At 60.8% G+C, this 16,424-nt stretch carries 18 protein-coding genes; 13 read left to right on the top strand and 5 right to left on the bottom strand.

What is annotated here, in order from left to right; genetic code table 11:
• Positions 1-226: 226 nt before the first annotated feature.
• From flgF to NYQ88_RS08545, 7 genes are all read left to right on the top strand, one after another.
• Positions 227-964, top strand: a complete 738-nt coding sequence (flgF, locus tag NYQ88_RS08575) for a flagellar basal-body rod protein FlgF (RefSeq protein WP_275654516.1) — start codon at positions 227-229, stop codon at positions 962-964.
• 15 nt (positions 965-979) lie between these two features.
• Positions 980-1,765 carry a flagellar basal-body rod protein FlgG gene (gene flgG / locus NYQ88_RS08570; protein ID WP_275654515.1) on the top strand — a complete coding sequence of 262 codons (786 nt, stop codon included), beginning with the start codon at positions 980-982 and terminating at the stop codon, positions 1,763-1,765.
• A gap of 12 nt (positions 1,766-1,777) precedes the next feature.
• A complete protein-coding gene (flgA, locus tag NYQ88_RS08565; protein ID WP_275654514.1) occupies positions 1,778-2,725 on the top strand; it encodes a flagellar basal body P-ring formation chaperone FlgA in 948 nt (315 codons plus the stop codon).
• A 14-nt stretch (positions 2,726-2,739) separates the two neighbouring features.
• Positions 2,740-3,477 (top strand): flagellar basal body L-ring protein FlgH, encoded by a 738-nt coding sequence (flgH, locus tag NYQ88_RS08560; protein ID WP_275654513.1) that lies wholly within the window; start codon positions 2,740-2,742, stop codon positions 3,475-3,477.
• Positions 3,478-3,683: 206 nt separating this feature from the next.
• A complete protein-coding gene (locus tag NYQ88_RS08555; protein WP_275654993.1) occupies positions 3,684-3,833 on the top strand; it encodes a hypothetical protein in 150 nt (49 codons plus the stop codon).
• Between the two features lie 60 nt (positions 3,834-3,893).
• On the top strand, positions 3,894-5,393 hold the full coding sequence (locus NYQ88_RS08550; protein ID WP_275654512.1) for a carboxypeptidase M32: 1,500 nt from the start codon (positions 3,894-3,896) through the stop codon (positions 5,391-5,393).
• Between the two features lie 96 nt (positions 5,394-5,489).
• Complete coding sequence (locus tag NYQ88_RS08545) at positions 5,490-5,906, top strand: YciI family protein (RefSeq protein WP_275654511.1); 417 nt, start codon at positions 5,490-5,492, stop codon at positions 5,904-5,906.
• A gap of 60 nt (positions 5,907-5,966) precedes the next feature.
• Here NYQ88_RS08545 and dksA read toward each other — a convergent pair whose 3' ends face one another.
• Together dksA and NYQ88_RS08535 are read right to left on the bottom strand one after the other, a co-directional pair.
• Entirely contained in the window at positions 5,967-6,383 is a 417-nt protein-coding gene (gene dksA, locus NYQ88_RS08540) for an RNA polymerase-binding protein DksA (RefSeq protein ID WP_275606504.1), read from the bottom strand.
• 181 nt (positions 6,384-6,564) lie between these two features.
• The gene (locus tag NYQ88_RS08535; RefSeq protein ID WP_275654510.1) at positions 6,565-7,134 is read right to left on the bottom strand and encodes a flagellar assembly protein FliX; all 570 of its coding nucleotides are present in this window, start codon (positions 7,132-7,134) and stop codon (positions 6,565-6,567) included.
• Positions 7,135-7,231: 97 nt separating this feature from the next.
• Between NYQ88_RS08535 and NYQ88_RS08530 the strand changes: the two genes are divergently transcribed.
• The 4 genes from NYQ88_RS08530 (at position 7,232) to NYQ88_RS08515 (ending at position 9,695) form a co-directional block, all read left to right on the top strand.
• On the top strand, positions 7,232-8,356 hold the full coding sequence (locus NYQ88_RS08530) for a flagellar basal body P-ring protein FlgI (RefSeq protein WP_275654509.1): 1,125 nt from the start codon (positions 7,232-7,234) through the stop codon (positions 8,354-8,356).
• On the top strand, positions 8,356-8,670 hold the full coding sequence (locus tag NYQ88_RS08525; RefSeq protein ID WP_275654508.1) for a rod-binding protein: 315 nt from the start codon (positions 8,356-8,358) through the stop codon (positions 8,668-8,670). The genes NYQ88_RS08530 and NYQ88_RS08525 overlap by 1 nt, the downstream gene beginning before the upstream one ends.
• Positions 8,670-9,140 carry a hypothetical protein gene (locus tag NYQ88_RS08520; protein WP_275654507.1) on the top strand — a complete coding sequence of 157 codons (471 nt, stop codon included), beginning with the start codon at positions 8,670-8,672 and terminating at the stop codon, positions 9,138-9,140. The genes NYQ88_RS08525 and NYQ88_RS08520 overlap by 1 nt, the downstream gene beginning before the upstream one ends.
• A gap of 387 nt (positions 9,141-9,527) precedes the next feature.
• Entirely contained in the window at positions 9,528-9,695 is a 168-nt protein-coding gene (locus NYQ88_RS08515; RefSeq protein WP_275654506.1) for a hypothetical protein, read from the top strand.
• A 128-nt stretch (positions 9,696-9,823) separates the two neighbouring features.
• Here NYQ88_RS08515 and NYQ88_RS08510 read toward each other — a convergent pair whose 3' ends face one another.
• Entirely contained in the window at positions 9,824-10,621 is a 798-nt protein-coding gene (locus NYQ88_RS08510; protein ID WP_275654505.1) for a flagellin, read from the bottom strand.
• A gap of 388 nt (positions 10,622-11,009) precedes the next feature.
• Between NYQ88_RS08510 and flbT the strand changes: the two genes are divergently transcribed.
• Both flbT and flaF read left to right on the top strand, forming a co-directional pair.
• Positions 11,010-11,447: a flagellar biosynthesis repressor FlbT gene (gene flbT, locus NYQ88_RS08505; RefSeq protein WP_275654504.1), complete on the top strand. Its 438-nt coding sequence runs from the start codon at positions 11,010-11,012 to the stop codon at positions 11,445-11,447.
• Positions 11,386-11,760 carry a flagellar biosynthesis regulator FlaF gene (gene flaF, locus NYQ88_RS08500; RefSeq protein ID WP_275654503.1) on the top strand — a complete coding sequence of 125 codons (375 nt, stop codon included), beginning with the start codon at positions 11,386-11,388 and terminating at the stop codon, positions 11,758-11,760. Before flbT ends, flaF begins: the two co-directional genes overlap by 62 nt.
• Before the next feature lie 184 nt (positions 11,761-11,944).
• Here flaF and NYQ88_RS08495 read toward each other — a convergent pair whose 3' ends face one another.
• Positions 11,945-14,161: a hypothetical protein gene (locus NYQ88_RS08495; protein WP_275654502.1), complete on the bottom strand. Its 2,217-nt coding sequence runs from the start codon at positions 14,159-14,161 to the stop codon at positions 11,945-11,947.
• 13 nt (positions 14,162-14,174) lie between these two features.
• Positions 14,175-16,376 (bottom strand): flagellar hook-associated protein FlgK, encoded by a 2,202-nt coding sequence (flgK, locus tag NYQ88_RS08490; protein ID WP_275654501.1) that lies wholly within the window; start codon positions 16,374-16,376, stop codon positions 14,175-14,177.
• Between the last annotated feature and the right edge of the window lie 48 nt (positions 16,377-16,424).

Raw genomic sequence — 16,424 nt, 5'->3', positions numbered from 1 at the left:
TAGTGGTTAACGAGTCGTTACTTTTGCCATGTTTTAGGCACATTCTGCCCGGCAGGAATTGCCCACCGGCAGTTTTACCCATCACCCGCCCCAGCTCGACCACTCACCTAACCTATTGATTTTGCTAGAATTAGTGATCTGGCATGGTTTCTGCATTGTTAACAGCGAGGCGGCAGGCTTGGGGAAGCAGGCCACCTCGGGGACTGTGAACCGGGGACCGGGGCAAATGGAAAACGCACAACTCATCAGCCTGTCGCGCCAAGTCGCGCTGCAGCGCCAGATGGACATGCTGGCCAACAATATGGCCAACGTGAATACGACTGGCTTCAAGGCCGAGCAGATGCTGTTCGAAGAATATGCGATGCCGGTGGCATCCCATCGCGGCTTCTCCGGCCAGGACCAGACGCTCTCCTATGTGCAGGACTGGGCAACGATCCAGGACTTTGCTGCCGGCCCGATGGTGCAGTCCGGTGGAGACTTTGACGTCGCCATCATGGGTGACGGCTTCTTTGCCGTGCAGACGGCCGGCGGTGAACGCTGGACCCGCGCCGGCGCCTTTCAGCTCAACAACACCGGCACCCTCGTCGACCTTTCCGGTAATCCGGTGCTCGGCGAAGGTGGCCCGATCCAGTTCGGCCCCGAAGAAACCGACATCGCCATTGCAGCCGACGGTTCGATCTCGTCCAGCGCCGGCCCCAAGGGCAAGCTGCGCGTCGTCGAGTTCGAGGAACCGCAGGAACTGATCCGCCAGGGCAGCAATCTCTTCTCCGGTGGCACGCCCATCGCCAACGTCAATTCCACGGTCATGCACGGCTTTGTCGAGCGCTCCAACGTTTCCGGCGTCGCCGAAATGTCCGAAATGATCCGCGTCACCCGCACGTACGAATCCATCGCATCACTGGCCCAGAAGCAGGATGAGTTGCGCCGCAACGCCATCCAGCGCCTCGGCGACACCAACGCTTGAGATTGAGGACCTGAGATGAAAGCTCTTTATATTGCATCGACCGGCATGAGCGCGCAGGAACGCAATGTCGAAGTCATTTCCAACAATATCGCCAACATGCGCACCGCCGGCTTCAAGCGCCAGCGTGCGGAATTCGAAGACCTGCTCTACCAGCAGATCTCCCGCGCCGGCTCGCAGACGTCCGACCAGGGCACACTCGTCCCCGCAGGCCTCGAGATCGGTTCGGGCGTGCGCACAGTGGCAACGCCCCGCGTGATGAGCCAGGGTAGCGTCAACGTCACCGAACGCGAGCTCGACGTCGCCATCCGCGGCGAAGGCTTCTTCATGATCGACCTGCCCGATGGGCGCACGGCCTATACCCGCGACGGCTCCTTCGAGCGCAGCCCGGAAGGCACGCTGGTCAATTCGAGCGGCTACCAGATGACCGGCGGGATCACCATTCCCGGCGACGTCACCTCGGTCAGCATTTCGCCCAGCGGGCTTGTCGAAGGCTTTGAGGGCAACGACACCACCGCACGCACGCTCGGCCAGATCCAGCTCGCCCGCTTCACCAACAAGTCGGGCCTGGAATCGATGGGCGACAACATGTTCCTCGAAACCGGCGCCAGCGGCCCGGCCCAGGTGGGACTGCCCAACGCCGACAGCAACGGCAATCTGCTGCAGAACTACCTCGAAATGGCCAACGTCAATTCGGTGACCGAAATCGCCGATCTGATCGCTGCCCAGCGTGCCTATGAAATGAACGCTCGTGTCATCTCCGGCGCCGACCAGATGATGCAGGCGACCAGCCAGCTGCGCTGATAGGAGGCCGTGATGACGCGTTTTCGTTCCATGACCGCTGCACTTGCCCTGTCGCTTCTGGCGGGTTCCGCCCTTGCAGCCCCCGTCCTGCGCGGCGACATCGTCGTCGTCGACCCGGTCGTGACGGCCGGCGACATGTTCGAGGATGCAGGCGCTTTCGCGAATACCCCGATCTTCGGCGCTCCGGCGCCGGGCACGACCGGACTTGTCGACCTCAGCGCCATCAAGGCTGCCGCAGCACGCGTCGGCATCACCGCCTTCGGCAGCAACGGTTTTGACCGCATTCGCGTCTCACGGTCGGGAACGCTGGTCGACGAAACCCTGCTCCAGGACATGATCACGGCCGATCTCAAGGCCCGCGGCATCCTGGGCAATGGCATGCATGCCGACATCATGCTGTCGCAGGGCTTTTCGCCGGTGAACGTGGCGACCGACACCGATCCGGCCCGCCTCGAGCAGCTGCGCTACCATCCGAACCGCAATGACTTCACCGCCCGCTTCACGCTCTCGGGCCTCAGCCGCCCGCTCGACGTGTCGGGCAGCATCATGATCTCCGTCGACGCACCGCACCTGGCGTCGACACTTCCCGCCGGCACGGTGCTGATGCCAGAGCATATCGTCATGCGCCCGATCCCGGTGCGCGATGCCGACAGCCTGGGCGTCGCCCAGCTCGACCAGCTGGTGGGCAAGGCCCTTCGCCGTCAGAGCCGTGATGGCGTGGTGCTGCGCGCCGCCGACATCACCGAGCCCCTGGCCGTCACCAAGAACGAACTCGTCACCATCGTCTTCCGACAGGGCCCGATGACCCTGACCGTCAAGGGTCAGGCCGTCACCAGCGCCGCCAAGGGAACGCCGGTGCAAGTCATCAACCTCATGTCCAAGCGCATCATCAGCGCTACTGCCATCGCGCCCGGCACGGTCCAAGTGACCTCTGCCCCGCTGGCGCTGGCCGGCCTCTAATCGGATTGCTCGCTATGAACCTTCTCAAGATCGCCACCATCATCACCCTGGCCGGCTCGCTTGCAGCGTGCAACACAATGGACCGTCTCGCTGACGTCGGCCGCGCCCCGTCGCTGACCGCCATCCAGGACCCGACCACCCTCGCCGGCTACCAGCCCGTGCGCATGCCCATGCCCGAGCCGATCGCCGACACCTATCAGTCGAACTCGCTCTATCGCACTTCGGCCAAGGGCTTCTTCAAGGATGAGCGCGCCCACCGCATCGGCGACATCCTGACCATTGTCGTGACCATCGACGACAGCGCCCAGATCGACAACTCCACCCAGCGCAGCCGCGCCTCGACCAATTCGGCCGGCATGGGCGGCATCTTCGGCTCTGCCGTGACGAATATCTCCGGTGGCAGCATCGATCCGGCCGCGGCCATCGACCTGACCTCGGGCATCAATGATGCCGGCGCCGGTTCGGTCAACCGCTCGGAAAGCCTCGAAACCTCGGTTGCCGCGGTGGTCACCCAGGTTCTCCCGAATGGCAATCTCGTCGTCGAAGGCCGGCAGGAAGTGCGCGTCAACTTCGAGGTCCGCGACCTCATCGTCACCGGCATCGTCCGCCCCTCTGACATCCAGGCCAACAACACCATCCCGTCCACCAAGATCGCCGAGGCCCGTATTTCCTACGGTGGCCGTGGCCAGATCACCGACGTGCAGCAGCCGCGCTACGGCCAGCAGGTCCTGGACGCCATCCTGCCCTTCTAAGGCAGGCTCCCCAAGAATTCGGCCGCGCTGTCCCCAATTCGCGCTGCCGCATATCCCCGGGTCCTCCAGAAGGACGACTCCGGCCTGGCAGAAGCCACAAGGCCAATCAAGAGGCGCAGCTCCTCGGCTGCGCCTCTGCCTTTTTGGGGGTGTGAGGAACCGATCCGGCGCGCTAGGCTTCCTTTGTGGTGAAGGAGGACGGCCGGATGAACATGGGTGTCGGGATAGCCATCGGGGTCGCCATAGGCGTGGCGATCGGGGCGATGATGGACAATATCGGGGTCGGGATTGCCATTGGCGTCGCCATCGGGATCGCGCTGGCGGCGGCATTCAACAAAGGCGGCAGCCGGAACTAGCTGGCACTTGCCCGCGCGGAGCGGCTGTGGAACATCTCTGGCACATTCAAGGAGCCAGACATGTCCTTCCAGAAACTCGATGATCTCGGCCGCCGGCTTGAAGCGCTGGAGCATGCGCTCGCCATTTTGGGCGCTGACGAAGCCACGCATATGGCAGTGGGCGGTGGCGACAAGCGCGCCGAGGCCATGTCGAACCTGGCAGGCATGTATCACGCCCAGGCGACCGCCCCCGAGATCCGTGACTGGATCGAAGCTGCCAAGTCCAGTGAGCTGACGCCCGACCAGGCCCTGGCGGTCGCCGAGTTCGAGCGCAGCTATGTCAACGCCACCTGTTTGCCGACCGAGTTCGTCGAGCGCCGCACCGCGGTGACCATGCGCTCCGAACAGCTCTGGCGCGACCTGCGGGCCAAGGGCGACTGGGACAGTTTTCTGCCCGCGCTCGAAGGCGTGGTGGCGCTGGCACGCGAAGAGGCGCAGCTGCGGGCCGACGCGCTGGGGCTCGCGCCCTATGACGCGCTGATGGACCAGTTCGATCCCGGCAATCGCACCGCCGATATCGACGGCGTGTTTGCCGACCTCAAGAGCTTCCTCAAGGGCTTCGTGCCCGAGGCTCTCGCGGTGCAGGAGGAGCGCCGCGCAAAAACGCCGCGAAAAGACCTCAACGGCCCCTACCCCATTGAAAAGCAGCGCGAGCTCGGGCTGGCCGCCATGCGGGCGGTCGGATTTGATTTTACCCATGGCTCGCTGGCCGTATCGCACCACCCCTTCTGCGGCGGTGTGCCGACCGATGTGCGCATGACCACGCGCTATCGCACCGACCAGTTCCTGCCCTCGCTGATGGGCGTGCTGCACGAAACAGGCCATGCGCTCTACGAGCAGGGCCTGCCCAAGGAATGGTCTCACTGGCCGCTCGGCAAGGCGCGCGGCATGGGCCTGCACGAAAGCCAGAGCCTGTTTGTGGAGATGCAGCTCTCGCGCAGCCCCGAATTCTGGGAATTCATGCTCCCGCTGGTACACCAACACCTCGGCGAAGACGCCATTCCGGGCTGGGACATCGCCGATATTCTCAATGAGGTGAACCATGTCGAGCGCGGCTATATCCGTGTCGATGCCGACGAGGTCACCTATCCGCTCCACGTCATCCTGCGCTACGAGCTGGAGCAGGAGCTGATAGCCGGCAAGCTCGAGGCCAGCCAGATCCCCGAGGCCTGGGACGCCAAGATGACCGAATATCTCGGCATTTCGACGATCAACAATCCCAAGGATGGCCCAATGCAGGACGTGCACTGGCCGGCCGGCTCCTTTGGCTATTTCCCGAGCTATACGCTGGGGGCAATGATCGCGGCCCAGCAATGGGCGGCCATGGAGCGTGCCCTGCCCAACGCCACCGACATGGTGCGCCAGGGTGATTTTTCAGCCATCAACCAGTGGCGCGCGGACAATATCTGGAGCGAGGCCTCGCGCCTCTCGACGCCCGATCTCATCACCAAGGCCACGGGCGAACCGCTCAACGCCGATCATTTCAAGGCCCATCTCAAGCGTCGCTACGGTCGGATCTGACCTCCGCGGTGGATTTGCAGCGAAAATGTCGAAATGCAAGGATTGGCTCGTCGCCATGATGAGGGACGCTCATGTCCTGACGGAAAGGAACGAGCCATGCGTGTAATGGTCTTTGTGAAAGCGACTGCAGACAGTGAAGCCGCGGTACAGGCTACACCGGAAATGTTCGAGGCAATGGGCCGGTACAATGAGCAATTGATCAATGCCGGCATCCTGCTCGCCGGCGATGGGCTAAAACCCTCGTCCCAGGGCAAGCGCGTGGTGTTTAGCGGCGCCAATCGCAGCGTCTATGACGGCCCCTTCGCAGAGACCAAGGAACTGGTCGCCGGCTATTGGCTCTGGCAGGTGCGGGACATGGACGAGGCGGTGGAATGGGTCAAGCGCTGCCCCAACCCCATGTTCACCGACAGCGAGATCGAAATCCGCCCGGTTTATGAAATGGCAGATTTTGCCGACATCATGACGCCGGAATCCAAAACCCTGCACGAGGACAATGCCCACAGGGTCGGCTGACACCCGGACAAAAAAGAGCCCGCATCGCTGCGGGCTTTCCAAGGTCAATTGTCGCGGCGATCACTCGTCGCGATATACTTTTTCGCGGCGTTCATGCAGTTCCTGGGCTTCCAGGCTCAGCGTCGCGATGGGACGGGCATCGAGGCGGGCGACACCGATGGGGTCACCGGTTTCCTCGCAGAACCCATAGGTCCCTTCATCAATGCGCTTGATGGCAGAATCGATCTTGGCGATCAGCTTGCGCTGCCGATCGCGGGTGCGCAGCTCGAGCGAACGATCGCTCTCGGAGCTGGCACGATCTGCCATGTCTGGGTGGTTCTGGCTCTCTTCCTGGAGGTTCTCCAGCGTCTCCCGGCTCTCGCGAAGGATTTCCTCTTTCCACGCGAAAAGCTTGTTCCGGAAGTATTCCCGCATCCGCGGGTTCATGAACGGCTCGTCTTCACTGGGCCGGTATTCCAAGACATCAACCGAAGACATCAGCAGTTTTAACTCCAATGCACCCCTATAGGCGGCCTATATAGGCCCCTGCGGATTGTCGAGCAAGCGTCGATATTACGCAGGTGCAAATTGGAAAAAGGGTTTTGGAAACAGCAGTCTAGGGAATTTTGACAAGAAGTTGATTGACTTTCTTCCCTCTTCCCAGCCGTTCAGAAGCGACTCAAAGAGACGGGAATCGCCCCAGTTTGGCCAGTTCGACGCGCACGCGAAGCTCGATTTCATCGATCACTTCATCAAGGCCCGGCTCGACCCGGTCGCGCATGGTCTGAAGCTGCTCGACCAAGGCATCCAACCGCTCCGGCGCGATTTTGCCGACCAAAAGGTCTGCCTTCACCGTTTCGAGCACATCCAGCATGGACGCGCCGCGGCGAACGGCCCGACGTCGGCCAGTAAGCGCGTCACCCACGCCCTGCAGCGCCAGGATAGCGTCGAGAGCGGCAAGCGGCATCACCGGCGAGGCGGCAGAAGGGCGCGCGGGTGCACTGATTCCGGCCAATGAAAACGCCTGGCCTCCAGCGTAGCGGCCCACGGCAGCGCGACTTGCAACACTCGACATGCGATTGGCGGACTCGATACGCACGGACTGCATAACCCTCACGAAAAACCGATACCGGCAAAATCTGCCCGACATGGTTAATGCCCGCTTAATGAGGGCGGCAAGAATTGCTCGGCAGTACCAGCTTTCCGCATGAACGAGCCCGAAGATGGCAGTTTTTTCTTTCAATTTCATAGTCTTAGAAATATTTCAGCAAACTGGCACGGTTCTGGCATTGCTGTGGGCAAAGGTTGCGCCATGGGGATGACGCGACACCGACCCGGGGATTGAAATGCAGTATCGCTTCTTTAGGACCTGCCTCGCCGCCGCGCTGACCGCCGCCATGGTTTTCGCGCCTGTCGCCCAGGCAAATGCTGCCCCTGCGCGGATCAAGGACGTCGTCGACGTCGAAGGCGTGCGCGAGAATCAGCTGGTGGGCTACGGCCTCGTGGTGGGCCTCGACGGCACGGGCGACAGCCTCAACAATTCACCCTTCACCCGGCAATCCCTGCAGTCGATGCTGGAACGCCTCGGGGTCAACACCAATGGCGAGAACGTCCGGACGGCCAATGTCGCGGCAGTGATGGTCACCGCCAATCTGCCGGCCTTCGCGACCCAGGGTTCGCGCATGGACGTTGCGGTCTCGGCGCTCGGCGATTCTGACAGCCTGCAGGGCGGCACCCTGCTGGTCACCCCGCTCGTCGGCGCCGATGGCGAAGTCTACGCCATTGCCCAGGGCCCGGTGGCGATCAACGGTTTTAAGGCGCAGGGCGATGCCGCGAGCATTATCTCGGGCGTGCCGACCACCGGCCGCATTTCATCGGGCGCCCTTATCGAGCGCGAGATCGGGTTTGAGCTCGGCTCTATGCACTCGCTTCGCCTGTCGCTGCGCAACGCCGACCTGACCACGGCTCGCCGCATCGCCATGGTGATCAATGATTTCATCGGCGTGCCCACTGCCGTTCCTGAGGATCCGGCCACTGTCCGCCTGACCCTGCCAGCCAATTTCAACGGCAATATCGTCGACCTCCTGACCGATATCGAGCAGCTGATGGTGCAAACCGACCAGTCGGCCAAGATCGTCATCGACGAAAACAGCGGCATCATCGTCATGGGCAAGGATGTGCGCGTCTCGAGCGTTGCCGTGGCCCAGTCGAACCTCACCGTTTCCATCGCCGAAAGCCTGGAAGTCTCGCAGCCCAATCCGTTCTCGATGGGCCAGACCGAAGTCGTTCCAAACACCGATCTCAACGTCACCCAGACCGATATGGCGCTGACGACGGTGGAAGAGAGCGTGACGCTGCAGCAGTTGGTCGATGGCCTCAACGCCCTTGGCCTGACCCCGCGCGATCTGATCGCCATCCTCCAGGCCATCAAGGCCACCGGCGCCCTCCAGGCCGAAATCGAAGTGCTGTGATGAACATCACCACCCCGATCCAGACCACACTCGAGCCGGCGCAGCTCAACCGGCTCAAGCAGCAGGCAGAAGACCTTGAGGGCGTGTTCCTCAATCTTCTGACCAAGGAAATGTTCGCCACCGTCAAATCCGAAAACGGTTTTGGCGGAGGCTTCGGCGAGGAGACCTGGCGCTCCATGCAGGCCGAACAACTGGCCAATACAATGGCCCAAAATGGCGGGCTCGGCATTGCCGACCAGCTGCTCGGCGACATGATCGCCATGCAGGAAGCCGCCCAGAAAACTCAAATGCGTGCTACAGGAGTATACCGTTGATGTCTGCCGCAGCCGATCGTATTGCGTCGCTCGACAGCCTGCCTGCCCTCGATCTCTGCCAACAGGCCGAGACCGCCCTGCAGGCGCTCGTCACCATGATGAACGAAGAAACCACCCTGTTGCGCGCTGGTCATTTCCGCCAGGCCGGCGGACTTACGGCACAGAAGACCCAGCTGGCCCAGGACTATACCGTTTTTGCGCGCGCGGTTCAGCGCCAGACCCAGCGACTCTTGACCGAGGCCCCCGAGGCGCTCGACCGTCTGCACAAGAACCACGACGCCCTCGCCACCCAGATGGCCGAAAATCTGCGCGTCATCGCAACGGCCAAGCATCTGGCCGAGGATCTGCTGACCGACGTTGCCGAAACCGTCGGCCAGAAGGATCGCACTCGCACCTATAACCGCAATGGCCAGATCGGTGCGGGCCGCGCCACCTCCGCGCGCGGCATCGCGGTTAACCGCGCGCTCTGACATTACAGAATCGCCGCTGCGCTTGCGCCTTGGGCGAAGCGTTCTAGGAGGAACGCCGATCTTTCCAGCCGGCCAAAAGGGTCTTCGCAGAATGCGGGGGCCCTTTTTATTTGCGCGGGCGACGGCGCACCGCAATTGAAACACTGAAAATTTTCATAAATTGCAGCAGCCCGGAAAAAGATGCCGGTAGAACGCGAAGCGATAGCCTGCCAATGGCCAATTGTGGCTCCGGGACAGGACATCATGAGCGCCAGAATAGCGCCGCGACCTGATACGATGAGTATCGGATTTTCGCCGCACCATCCCAGACATATGCGCCAATATAAGCGCCCGGACACCCAACATCAGGACAGACCGCCTTCACGGCACTCTGACCAGCCGGACACGATGCTCGTCGATGGCGACCAACCGGAAGGGCTACCGCCCGAAACCCTGTTCGAAGCTGCACTATTGAGCGAGAACCGCCCGCTTTCTCCATACGAGATTGCCCGTAAGCTCAACCGCGAATGGGCCCCACCGGAGACAGCCTTCCGCCTCGCCGACAAGACGATCTGACATCAGGCGGCCAAATCGACCCAAGCCCCGGCGCAGAATTCTGCCCGGGGCTTTGTTCTGTGTTCAGGAGGCCGAAAACAAAAAGGCCCGCCAGGATGGCGGGCCAGTTCAGGGTAGGCGTCAGGCGATTAACGCAGCAGGCGCAGGGCGGTGCTTTCGCTCGACTGCATGATCGAGAGGGCAGTCGCAGCCATCTGCTGGCGGGTCTGGAGTGCCATGAGGTTGGCAGCTTCCTGGTCCATGTCGGCGGCGGTCAGATCATTCGAACCGGACTTGAGCAGGTTCGAGAGAGCAGCGTTGAAGTCCTTGCGGACGTCGATCAGCGACTGGCTGGAGCCAAACTTGGCAGCATCGGTCTCCAGGTCAGTTGAAAGAGTTGTCAGCGCATCCACGGACGCCGTGATATCGTCTACCGTTGCCCAGTTGTTTTCGGCGTCATCGAAGGTGGTGATGCTGAAGCCTGCGATGTCCACCTTGCTCGTGCCGTCTTCGTTGAGGACAACAGAGATACTATTGCCAGCCAGAAGGTTCGATCCGTTAACTTTGGAATCTGCCACCAGCTTTGTCACTTCTGCCGCCAACGTATTGAACTGTTCAGCGAGAACCTTGCGGGTAGCAGTGTCCGATGCCAGCGCCTGGCCTGTAAGGGCGCGCGCCTGCTTGATCACGCCCTGAATACCCTTGATGCCTTCGCCAGCAGCCTTCAGAGTGGTCTGTGCGACGGTCACGCCTTCCATGAGATTGTCAATCGAAGCAGCACGGGCATCCATCTTGGACGCAGAAAAGAACCTCGACGCATTATCGACGGCACTATTGACAGCCTTGCCGGTCGCCAGGCGCTTCTGGGTTACTTCCATCTGATCTGCAACACTACGCAGGACCGAGAGACCCGAGCGGGCGGAGGACGAGAGATTTACTGCGCTCATTGTTTGGACTTCCTGTTCCAGAGTTTTTTTTCTTCCGGCTTTCCTTGCCGGCGAGAACAGGTTTAGGGTCCAAATGCTGCGCGCCCCTCTCGGCAAAAGGCGCGATTTAATTCAAGTTTTATCGAATTTCGCGGGCACACCGTGGCCCCCGGAACTGCAGGAGACCGGGGCGCTACAAGCACCAGTATTGATTGGTGGAAGAAACGAGCATCGTCCGGCCGGGCCACATGGCTGCCATTTTCACTCGTGAAGCTCACATTAAGCGGAGTCTGCCATAAGGGGCCTGAGCCCGCGCCGCCAAATGACTGGCGCCAGCCGATTTCCGCTGCTACCGCTTATCAAGACCGCCTGAAGATCGGCGGCATTCCCAGAATAGGAAGAAAAAGCCATGTCCCTCAAAGTCGAGCTCAAGCCAGGCGAGCGACTGATCATCGGTCAGTGCATCATCACCAATTCCGATCAGCGCACGCGGCTCTTCATCGATGGCAAGGCCCCTATCCTGCGCGAAAAGGACATCCTGACCGTCTCCACAGCAGACACGCCAGCCAAGCGCATCTACCTGGCCGTTCAGCTCATGTATCTGGAGGACGACACTGCTCGGTTGCGGGAGGAATATTTCCATCTTGTCAATGAGATAATCACTGCAGCGCCGTCAATGATCACGCTGATTAATGGCATTAACAACGAGATTTTAACCGGCGAGCTGTACAAAGCTCTCAAGGCAGCCCGGAAACTAATCCAATACGAACAGGACCTTCTTGCAAATGTATCATCAGGGAGCGCAGGCATACCAACAGGTAGCCCGCAAGACGGAAGCCCCGCGTGACCGCGAAGCCAATTTGCTGTCGCGGGCAGCTGCCAATCTCCAACTCATTCACGATGCGTGGGACCTCAAGCAGGATAGCCTGAATGACGCCCTGCTGTTCAACCGCCGCATCTGGAACATTTTCCTGACCTCGGTGACCCGTGAGGACAACCCTCTTCCGGCTCCCGTGCGTCAGAACATTGCCAATCTCGGCCTGTTCGTGATGAACGAGACGCGCGAGCTGCACATGGAGCCCAACAAGGCCAAGTTGCTGCCGCTGATCAACATCAACCGCCAGCTGGCCGCTGGCCTGCGTGGCGCGGGCGAGGAATAAACCTCTCCTAATTGCGGTCGCCTCGACGCGACAGTTTCATAGAGCCTCCGGAACCAACCGGGGGCTTTTTTTTGGCCTCTGCCACAGGGCTCCGAACGGAAGGCGCAAAAAAGCGGGGTGTTTCCACCCCGCTTCGAATTGGCCGTCCTGGCCGACAAGGCGCCTTCTGGCGCCGGCCAATCGGCTATTTCAGATAGTTCACGAGGCTCAGGTTGGCGATTTGAGCAGTGGCCGAATAGCTAGCCTCGAGACGCGTCTTCAGCGCCAGGAGCTGCATTGCCGTTTCTTCCATAGTGACAGTCTCGACATCGCTGAGCAGGGACGCGAGTTGACCGGAATAAGCAATGTTGCGCTCCGACGCGCGGCCGACGGTCGATTTGGTGACGCCGAGCTCGAGCGCGATGCGTTCGACCGACCCTTCATTGGTCGCCGTGTCGGACGACATGGACTTCATCTGCCGCTCGACCATGGCAGTAAACCGTGCCTTGGAAGTGGGATCGTCGTTTCGATATTCAGAAACGCTCATGGCCGCCAGTGTCTTCACCATAGCCAGCAACCCATCTTCGTTGGCGCGAACGCCGTAGCCGACCCTGGTTGCATCATCCACCTGGGCAGTGGCGGATAAGCGCGGGTTCGTCGAGCTGACTTCGCCCGTGTACCAGATCACGGTATCTGCGGCACTTCCGGTACGCATGGTCGTCGCAGCTTCAGCAGGGTTCCCGTTGACGCGCCTTGGTACGCCATCGGCGGAAAAGAAGTCATTGGCAGCCGCATAGATCGATGCCGATTTCAGTTCCGTCTTGACAACGTCGTCAAGCTTGACCTTGAGCGCTGCTGCGAAATTTCGTCCGTTTGCCGCGTTGGAGTCGCCAATCTTGAACTGACCAATTCCAGGTGTGCCCGTCACCGCGCTCAGCGAAATCTCGGAAGTCGAACCGTCAGGCATCGTTACGCTGAAGGTCACAGACTCGCCCGGCCTCACCTCGCCGACGAACTCAACGCCGAGCGACTGGACACCGGAGGCGCTGGTCGTAGAGACCTTGATGTTGTGACCAGTCGTGGAAGCGGCCGTGAGTTGTGAGAAACCAAACTCTACTGCCGTATTTTTACGGATCGTCACTTTCTCGTCAGGCGTATTGAGAACTTCGAGCCGGCCGTTCTGCACGTCAGCACGCAGCTCGCCTACCTGTGCACGCAGCGCGGTCTGGAGGTTCTCCATTGTCTCCCGTCGATCGGCACCAATGTTATATTCATTCGCCTTCCTGGGAACTGTGGAGGCGGGATCACGGGCAATCAGTTCAATGGTTTCAACGGTGCCACCTGGCTTCTTGATGCCGATGCGAACTGCTTCGCCCACTGTCGGCAGATCCGTGAACTTCAGGCCGACTTGCAGCGAGCCATCAGCATCGCCGGTCACCTTCATCAGATTGGGTACTGTGCCGGTATTGCTGACCGAAACGGAACTGAAAGCGTCGAGATCGCCGACGCCGGTCTGGGCGATGAGCGCCTCGTGAAAGTTCTTCGCGGTATTATCCGTGCTGGTCGGATCGATTGAGAATTCGACCGGCGTGGCACCCGCAGTAGGTGTTCCGCTCACTGCTTTGAAAGTAAGCGGCCCAAGCTTTGTACCATCGAGTTTGGTGAGGTTGACCGTGAATTCTGTGTCAGCGGCGGGCTGAGACGCAAGGGAGGCCGTCTGGTTAATCGGGTTCCTGGTCGGTCCATTGGTCTTGATGTTGTCGTCGTTCCCAGAAATCGAGATGATTTCATAGCCCAGCTTGTCGAACATGGTGGACGACATGGTGAGGTAGTTGCCGTGGGGTCCACGAATGGTGGTCTGCGGCAGTGCCAGGCCGCTGAGCTTTACATTCTCGGCCGCGCCCATATCGGCGCTGTTGCGCTCATTAACGACGGTCCGGTAGCCGGCCTGGGCGCCCTGCCCGTTCATGATCAGGTCCATCGACTTGACCGGTGGAGCGTCCGTCTTGTTTCCACCCATCATGTAACGTCCGGCGACACTCAGGTTGAGAGTCTCTAGGAGCTGTGAGAGGCGGTTCTCGGAGTCCTTCTGAAGGCTCGCCATGACGAGGCCGTTTTCGCCGAAGCTGGTGGGCGTCGCCGAGTTGCGGGTTTCGGACTTGAGGCTGTTAAGCGAGGTAAAGGCCTGATCGAGAAAGCTCAGCCGCAGATTGACGGTATCGATATTGGCCGCGAACGACTCGAGCTTTGTCAGGCGCATCCGCGTCGCCAGGGAGACCTTGCGGTCATTGCCCATCTCGGCCAGGGTCTGTGCTTTCTGCCCGTTACCCAGCTGCGTCTGCAGCTTGCCCAGCTGGCCCTGCATGGTTGAGATCGCGCTATAGCCGGCCTTGACCGGATACATGGACTTGTTGATCAGCATTTATCGCAACCCTTTACCTGAACGACTGCATGAGGGTGTCGAGCAGTTCCTGCACGACTGAGGCCACGCGCGCATTCGCGGCATAGGCATTCTGGAGTTCCATGAGCCGTGCGACCTCTTCGTTGATATCGACCCCGTAATTGGCTTCCATACGCGACGTGATGGCGTCGAGCGTCCCGCGGTTAGTCTCATCTGCGGCCAGCGCAGTCTGAATGCTGCTCCCCTGGAACTCGACCATCTGGCTCACCATATCGGTCAGCGTACCGGCCATACGGAAGCCGCCATTCTTGGCCCCTGCCGTAGAGTTCGAGCCGAAGCGCAGCGAGCTGAACTGATCGACGAGATATTCTGCCCGCTTGCTGTCGCCCGACGCTGCGCTGCCGGACCAGTTCACAAGCAACTTGTTGTCAGCGACAACCTCCGGGTTGATTGTGATACGCCCGGCAAAACCGAGCCTCTGCCCTTTACCGGCCAAGGAGTTGGTAAATGCCTCGCCATTCGCCTCCACGAAAAGGTTAAGACCGTAGGCGCTCTCATTAGTAGTCGTCGTCGAAAGCGAAGTCAGGGAGTTGGGGGCCGTCGTGGCGCATGTCAGATTGCCAGAGGCATCGCTGTCAAATGTCAGGTGGGCCAGTGGAGGCGTCAACGCGCCGAGCTGCGCCTTAACACCTGCGGCCCCGGCAGACATGTCCACCCGCACGATCAATTCATCCGGAGCCCCCGTAGCGGGCGCGGTGGAAGGGGTAGAGCTGTTGACGAGTGTCAGCTTGAGCGGCGTTCCAGCAACTTCGTATTCCAACGAGATGTGGTCGCCTGGCTTTGCAGAAGCCAAGGCGCCAGCACTGACGCTGCCCAGGGCGTTGGCAGAAATGGTGCTCGGCCAAGTCTTCGTCGCGGTGGTATCAGCGGTCGTGCGGGATGTGACCTTGGTTACCGCGGCCCCTCCCGCACCGGCAATCGTCAAACCACCTTTTGCGTTTTTGCCAAAGGTCAGGTCCGATACGCCCGCAGCGGTCAGGTTGTCCAGCAGCGTACCGATATCGCCGGAAGCACTGACTTCAACTGTACGAGCACCATTGCTATCGACATAGTTGCGGGGAGACGTGGCCGGGCTCGCAACATTGACCAGACGTAGCTGACGCGCAATACCCGCTGCGTCGGTATACTCGATGACCATGTCGTTACCAGGCTGCATCGCAGCGCGGTCTTCGGCTCCGACTGTCGCGCCCGTGCCAGTCACCGTACCGGGACGCTGTACCGTCGAGAACACTTGCGCCAATGCGGCCGCGATATCGTCGAGCTGCCTTTGCGCATCCTGCAAAGTCGTGTCGCGCAGTTCAATCAGCGCGCCGAGCGTGCCGGACCGGATAGCACCGTCCTTGACGAGGTCAATGCGCGTGCCGTTGGGCGTTTCGAGGATCAGCTTGCCGACGCCGCTCTGGCTATCATCGATGTTGAATTCTGAAGTTGGCGTGAGCGACCCGGCCTGCTCGAACTGCAGGAGCGATGGACGCACGTCGAGAATGGAAGCTCCAGATCTGGTGGCGAGACGCACCGTGCCATCGGGATTGTAATCAACCCGAAGATCCATCATTTCGGACAGGCCGGATACGAGGCGGTCGCGCTGGTCCAAAAGGCTGTTGCGGGTGTTTTGGTCCACACCATAGTCGGCCAGCACCAAATTGACGTCGCGGAGCGAGGTCAACATCGAGTTGATCTGGTCGACGCTCGAGGCCATGCGCGTTTCAGTCTCGCGGCGCATGGACTGCACCTCTTGCGAGAGCTTGTTGAGCGTACTGGCCATGTCGCCAGCCTTCGTGACCACATCGGCGCGCGCCGCGTAGTTATCGGGGCTGGTCGCCAAAGCGTCGAGGGCGTTCTGCAGATGGCCCAGCATGGTGTCGAGCGATCCTGCGCCACCCGGCTTGCCCAGTGCGGTCTGCAGGCGATCAAGGAAGGTGCCGCGCGTTGCCGAGTAGGCGGTCTCGGGCACCTGCTTGGTGTAGTAGTTCTGCAGGATGGTATCGAAGGCGCGGTCGACCTGGCCGGCGCGGACATATGAGTTGTCGCCACGCCCCACTTCGATAACATTAAGCGTCTGCTTGTGGTAGCCGGGCGTACCCGCATTGGAGATGTTGCGGGAAATGACCTCGAGCGCTGTCTGGCTGGCCTTGAGGCCCGAAAGCGCATTCCCGATAGCGACCGTCAAACCCATAACGGGTCTCCTTTGGAACACAGCAACCGCAAGCTGAAAACGACGCTG

Origin of the sequence: Devosia sp. SD17-2, from assembly GCF_029201565.1 — a bacterium.
Taxonomy (GTDB): domain Bacteria; phylum Pseudomonadota; class Alphaproteobacteria; order Rhizobiales; family Devosiaceae; genus Devosia.
This window is presented reverse-complemented; position numbering and strand designations above follow the sequence as displayed.